General features: G+C 42.0%; 5 protein-coding genes and 1 pseudogene. 1 reads left to right on the top strand and 5 read right to left on the bottom strand.

Features of this window, described 5'->3' with window-relative positions:
• From VNZ46_RS23760 to VNZ46_RS23740, 5 genes and pseudogenes are all read right to left on the bottom strand, one after another.
• Positions 1–335: pseudogene (locus tag VNZ46_RS23760) on the bottom strand (acetylornithine carbamoyltransferase); the annotation flags it as partial.
• A 2-nt stretch (positions 336–337) separates the two neighbouring features.
• Positions 338–1471 (bottom strand): aspartate aminotransferase family protein, encoded by a 1134-nt coding sequence (locus VNZ46_RS23755; RefSeq protein WP_325563268.1) that lies wholly within the window; start codon positions 1469–1471, stop codon positions 338–340.
• Positions 1472–1503: 32 nt separating this feature from the next.
• Complete coding sequence (argC, locus tag VNZ46_RS23750) at positions 1504–2475, bottom strand: N-acetyl-gamma-glutamyl-phosphate reductase (RefSeq protein ID WP_325563266.1); 972 nt, start codon at positions 2473–2475, stop codon at positions 1504–1506.
• Positions 2465–3658 (bottom strand): argininosuccinate synthase, encoded by a 1194-nt coding sequence (gene argG / locus VNZ46_RS23745; RefSeq protein WP_325563264.1) that lies wholly within the window; start codon positions 3656–3658, stop codon positions 2465–2467. Before argG ends, argC begins: the two co-directional genes overlap by 11 nt.
• A gap of 58 nt (positions 3659–3716) precedes the next feature.
• Positions 3717–4418, bottom strand: coding sequence for an N-acetyltransferase (locus VNZ46_RS23740; RefSeq protein ID WP_108554755.1), 702 nt, complete (start codon positions 4416–4418; stop codon positions 3717–3719).
• A 550-nt stretch (positions 4419–4968) separates the two neighbouring features.
• Here VNZ46_RS23740 and VNZ46_RS23735 point away from each other — a divergent pair.
• A partial coding sequence (locus VNZ46_RS23735) for an NADH:flavin oxidoreductase/NADH oxidase (RefSeq protein WP_325563262.1) occupies positions 4969–5799 on the top strand: 831 nt, incomplete at its 3' end.

Raw genomic sequence — 5799 nt, 5'->3', positions numbered from 1 at the left:
AAAGAACGCAAGCCCAGGATATCACAATACTGCCCCATCACTGCGGCTGCTTCGCGAATATGCTCTACAGTAGTACCATTCATCACAACACCGTCCTGTGTTTCCAGTGCCCAGCCCTCCTTATCCATATTCATCACCATCACACTCATTCCCAAATTGATCGCTGCTTTTTGCGTACTCAAACGGGTACGCAAACTTGGGTTAAGAAACACCAGCCCAAGGGTTTTATTCTTTCCCAAATGCTGGTCTGCATAGGGATTGTTCTTTAGATCCAGAGCTGCTTTCACCAGCTGCCCGATATCCTCAACGTCTTTTACTGAAGTGAATTGGTTCATTTCTATCCTCTTAAAATAGTTTTAAATTTATCTAAAAACTGATCGGCCTGTTCTTTCGTCAAATTCAATGCAGGTAACAACCTGATCACATTTGGTTTGGCTTCTCCTGTAAAAATATGGTGTTTGAATAACAGTTCTTTCTTCACATGTCCCAGTTCTTCCGGTAAATCAATACCGATCATCAGACCTCTTCCACGCACTTCTTTGATCGCCTCAATCTTTTTAAGTTCCGAGATCAGGTAAGCGCCTACTTCTTCTGCATTTTTCATCAACCCATCCTGCTCCATCACCTCAAGAACAGCCAAAGCAGCCGCACAAGCTAAGTGATTTCCACCAAAAGTGGTGCCCAGCATACCATGCCAAGGCTTGAATTTCGGCGCAATAGAGATTCCGGCAACAGGGAAGCCATTTCCCATCCCTTTAGCCATGGTATATACATCAGCATTTACCCCAGCCACATCATGAGAATAAAACAGGCCTGTTCTGCCATAACCACATTGCACACTATCGGCAATATAGACCGCATTATAAGCATCACAAAGACTACGGATTTTTTGAAGAAAAGGTACCGAAGCCTCTTTAATTCCTCCAACACCCTGTATCCCTTCTATAATTACGGCGGCAATTTCATTGCCATAGTTACTGAATGCTTCTTCTAAGGCTTCAACATCATTATGCGGCAGAAATACAATATGATCTGTCTCATTAACAGGAGCAATGATCTTCGGGTTATCTGTAGCCGACACAGCCAGTGAAGTCCTTCCGTGGAATGCACCTTTAAAGGCGATCACTTTTTTTCTTCCATTATAAAAGGAAGCCAGTTTTAAAGCATTTTCATTAGCTTCTGCTCCTGAATTGCATAAAAACAACTGGTAGTCTGTCTTTCCTGATACCTGGCCTAGCTTATCTGCAAGAGCCGTTTGCAAAGGAATTTTCACAGAATTGGAATAGAAACCAACTTTATTGAGCTGATCTGTAACTCTTTTTACGTAATGCGGATGCGTATGTCCTATTGAAATTACGGCATGTCCTCCGTATAAATCAAGGTATTCCTGTCCGCTTGCATCCCAGACTGTACTGCCGGAAGCTTTTACAATTTCTATATCATTTAGTGGATAAACGTCAAATAAGTTCATTTTAATATTTTTAACTGGTGTACAAATTGATTTTAGAATGCTGCCGCTTTAAGTGCCAGGCCTTGCCGTTCCTCCAGTCCAAACATTAAATTCATGTTCTGAACTGCTTGTCCGCTCGCGCCTTTCAGCAGGTTATCAATTATACTGACCACAAAAACCTTATTGCCATGTTTTTCTACATGCAGAAGCCCTTTATTCGTATTCACCACTTGTTTCAAATCTATATTCTTTGCACTTACGTGTGTAAATACGTGTCCTTCGTAGTAGGATGCATATAAATCCTGCAATTCTTCAGCAGAAAGATCAGATTCGGTATAAACTGATGCCAGGATTCCTCTTGTAAAATCGCCTCGCTGCGGAATAAAATTCAAAACGCTGTCAAATCCACCATCCAGCTGTACGAGGCTTTCGCCAATCTCATTTAAATGCTGATGTTCAAAAGCCTTATAAACCGAAAGATTATTATTTCGCCAACTGAAATGAGAAGTAGCCGCCAAACTTTGACCGGCCCCGGTAGAACCAGTTGTTGCATTGATGTGTACCTCTCCTTTTAGCAAACCTTTGGCCGCCAGTGGAAGCAAGGCCAACTGTATACAGGTAGCAAAACATCCAGGATTAGCCACATAATTTGCTGTTCTGATGGCCTCACGGTTAAGCTCCGGCAAGCCATATACCCACTGATCCGCGGCATTCGCCTTTAGTCTGAAATCCTGGCTCAGGTCAATGATCTTAATGGAAGGCGCTATAGGATTGGCCGCAAGAAATTTCTTTGCATCACCATGGCCCACACATAAGAATAAGACATCAATATCCGCTGAAAGGGTACCTGTAAAACGAAGGTCCGTGTCACCAAAAAGATCGGTGTGCACGTCTGAGATCAGATTGCCTTCATTACTATTGCTATGTACAAAAGCAATCTCTACCGAAGGATGATTGACCAGGATACGCAGCATTTCACCACCTGTATAGCCCGCACCACCAATGATACCTGCTTTAATCTTCATGTTTATTCACTTTATGCCAGATCATGACCTGGTTGCCAAAAATTTTAGAAAAGCCTTTCACGTCCTCACCAGACCAGGCATTGTTCATCTCTCCGTAAGAACCAAATTTATTGCTCATTAAGTCATGCTCAGACTCAATTCCAATAATCTGGAAGCGATATGGTAAAAGTTCAACAAATACTTTTCCGCTTACTGTTTCCTGTGTATCTGCAAAAAAAGCTTCGATATTTCTCATGATCGGATCATGGAACTGACCTTCATGCAACCAGTTTCCATAGAACGAACCCAACTGGTCTTTCCAGGAAAGCTGCCACTTGGTTAAAGTATGCTTCTCTAAAGTATGGTGCGCCTTAATGATCACCACGGGAGCCGCGGCTTCAAAACCAACACGTCCTTTTATTCCGATGATGGTATCTCCAACATGGATGTCCCGTCCAATTCCATAAGGTTGAGCAATCGCCTGCAGTTTCTGTATAGCCCTAACCGGAGCCAAATCCTCTCCGTCGATCCCAACCAGCTCTCCTTTTTCAAAACGCAGCTCCACTTTGCGTGGTGCCGTTTCTGAAACCTGTGTTGGCCAGGCTTCTTCAGGCAGGGTTTCATGAGAAGTTAAAGTCTCTTTACCACCCACTGAAGTACCCCAAAGGCCTTTGTTGATAGAATATCTGGCTTTTTCTGCGCTATATTCTACGCCATGTTTCTGTAAATATTCAATTTCCGCTTCGCGGGATAATTTCAAATCTCTGATCGGTGTGATGATTTCCACATTCGGTATAATGATGTTAAAAATCATGTCAAAACGAACCTGATCATTACCGGCACCAGTGCTACCGTGAGCCACATAATCCGCACCGATCTTTTTTACATAATTTGCAATTGCAGTTGCCTGGCTTACACGCTCCGCACTTACAGAAAGCGGGTAAGTTGCATTTTTCAACACATTTCCAAAAACAAGATATTTAATACATCCCTCATAATAATTGGCCGTTTCATCAACAACAGCATGAGAGGCTACGCCAAGCGCATAAGCCCGTTTCTCAATTTCCTGTAATTCGTTTTCAGAAAAACCACCTGTATTTACAATTACAGAATGTACTTCCAAACCACGGTCCTGTGCTAAATAAATACAGCAAAATGAAGTATCTAAACCTCCGCTAAAAGCTAAAACTACTTTCTTCTTCATGAGTCTTTATTGTGTTTTAAGGGTAATGGACCTGCATACGCAAATCCTTCGGCAACAATTATTTAAATAAAACTGGGATTAACATAAGCAAGGATTTAAAGCCCTTATTCGATTCTTTGGGTTTCAGCACCAATCGTTGTTTGATGCGCATAAAACGCTCGTACAACTTTGGTTTCTTTTGCAGTTCCTCTGCAAATTTCTTGGCCACGTCGTGTTTTTTGGTTTCCGGATCATAGAGCATCGCCGTACACATGCAGTTCTTGCGCTCTTTCATGGTCAGGATTTCAAAATTCACACAACTTTGACAACCTTTCCAGAATTCCTCATCCTGAGTAAGCTCGGAATAGGTGACAGGCTCATAACCCAGATCTGAATTGATCTTCATTACAGCAAGACCTGTGGTTAGCCCAAAGATCTTTGCTTTAGGATATTTCTGTCTGGATAATTCAAAAATTTTGTGTTTAATGGCGTTGGCCAAACCGGCTTTTCTATATTTCGGACTTACGATGAGACCAGAATTGGCTACAAATTGTCCATGGCTCCAGGTTTCAATGTAACAGAAGCCAGCCCAGGAGCCGTCTTTATGAAAAGCAATTACTGCCTTCCCGTCCGACATTTTCCCTGCAACATACTCCGGCGAACGTTTTGCAATACCCGTACCACGGGCTTTTGCAGACTCCGCCATTTCCTCGCAGATTTCTTCTGCAAAGACACGATGTTCAGGAAGTGCAACCTGCACTATAAAATCGTTTATATTCATTAATAGGATAACGAAAAAAGATAAAAATTTTGATTAATTGTTTTTTGAGAGGCAATCCTCTATGATTGAGTAAAGATATCACTCAAATACGGGGTGTATAATTTTGCCGGTTTGTTGTGACAGAAAATATGGGTCGCAGACGTTCAATAAACAAGCTTCTGGAAGCAATATTTTTTGCTTCTAAGATGGAAAGTTTATGGAGATTCGTCTTGATCATTTTCTGTATATATTCCCGCTTTAAATTACTTGAGGCGCAAAGGTTTAAATAAATATTGAGTTGTGCAATAAGTTTTTCATTTTTTTACATTTTATCTGTCATTTTAAGCTCAAAAAAAACTTTATCCCCCAAAGTTTTAAAAAACCTCTTTTTGACTGCGATTTTTAGTCATTTATCCAAAGGCTAAACCCTTAGGGAGATTTCTTAATTTTCAATGAATACCACTCAATTTATAAGCCAAAACCTCCGTAATTTTTAAAAATGAATTTCTCCTTACAATAGCGTCTGAACAAATGTAATGGCGAGTTGTTAGATTTACATAAAAAACAAGTTATGTCTTTATTATTTTCTCCTCTGCAGCTCAAAAACATCCGTCTGAAAAACAGGATCGTCACCTCACCAATGTGTCAGTATTCTGCAAAAGATGGTTTTGCAAATGACTGGCACCTGGTCCATCTTGGGAGCCGTGCCGTTGGTGGCTCTTCTTTGATCCTTCAGGAAGCCACGGCAGTATCTCCCGAAGGCCGCATCACCACGGGAGACCTGGGCATATGGAAAGAAGAACATCTACCTGTACTCAAAAGAATAACCGGATTTATTCATTCAAACGGTGCTGTTGCAGGGATCCAGCTTGCCCACGCCGGACGTAAATCCAGTTTTGAAGTTCCATGGAAAGGGGGCAAACAAATCAAATTGAACGAAGGCGGCTGGAAGTCTTTTGCACCAAGTGCCATTCCCTTTCATGAAGGTGATGAGTCGCCTGAGGCACTGGACCTGGAAGGCATTAAAAAAATAAAGTCCGATTTTAAATCTGCAGCTATTTATGCCATTGAAGCCGGTTATAAGGTCATAGAAATACATGCCGCCCATGGCTATCTGATCCATCAGTTCCTTTCACCCTTAAGTAATATGAGGACAGATCAGTACGGAGGAAGTTTTGAGAACAGGATCCGTTTCCTGCTCGAGGTACTGGACAGCATTCGTGAAGTATGGCCAAAAACCTATCCGATTTTCATCAGGATCTCTGCAACAGACTGGACAGAAGGCGGATGGACTGCAGAAGAATCCGTCAAGCTATCCGGTATCCTGAAAAGTAAAGATGTAGATCTCATCGACTGCTCCAGTGGCGGACTTTCAGAACATCAGCAAATTCCCGTTGGCCCG

The sequence above is a fragment of the Pedobacter sp. genome (genome assembly GCF_035566355.1).
Taxonomy (GTDB): domain Bacteria; phylum Bacteroidota; class Bacteroidia; order Sphingobacteriales; family Sphingobacteriaceae; genus Pedobacter.
The sequence above is the reverse complement of the archived record's forward strand: the minus strand, read 5'-3'. Positions and strand labels throughout refer to the sequence as shown.

Coding starts and splice junctions, on each gene's coding strand:
- VNZ46_RS23755 (WP_325563268.1), bottom strand. CDS start 1,471: ATGAACTTATTTGACGTTTATCCACTAAATGATATAGAAATTGTAAAA.
- argC (WP_325563266.1), bottom strand. CDS start 2,475: ATGAAGATTAAAGCAGGTATCATTGGTGGTGCGGGCTATACAGGTGGT.
- argG (WP_325563264.1), bottom strand. CDS start 3,658: ATGAAGAAGAAAGTAGTTTTAGCTTTTAGCGGAGGTTTAGATACTTCA.
- VNZ46_RS23740 (WP_108554755.1), bottom strand. CDS start 4,418: ATGAATATAAACGATTTTATAGTGCAGGTTGCACTTCCTGAACATCGT.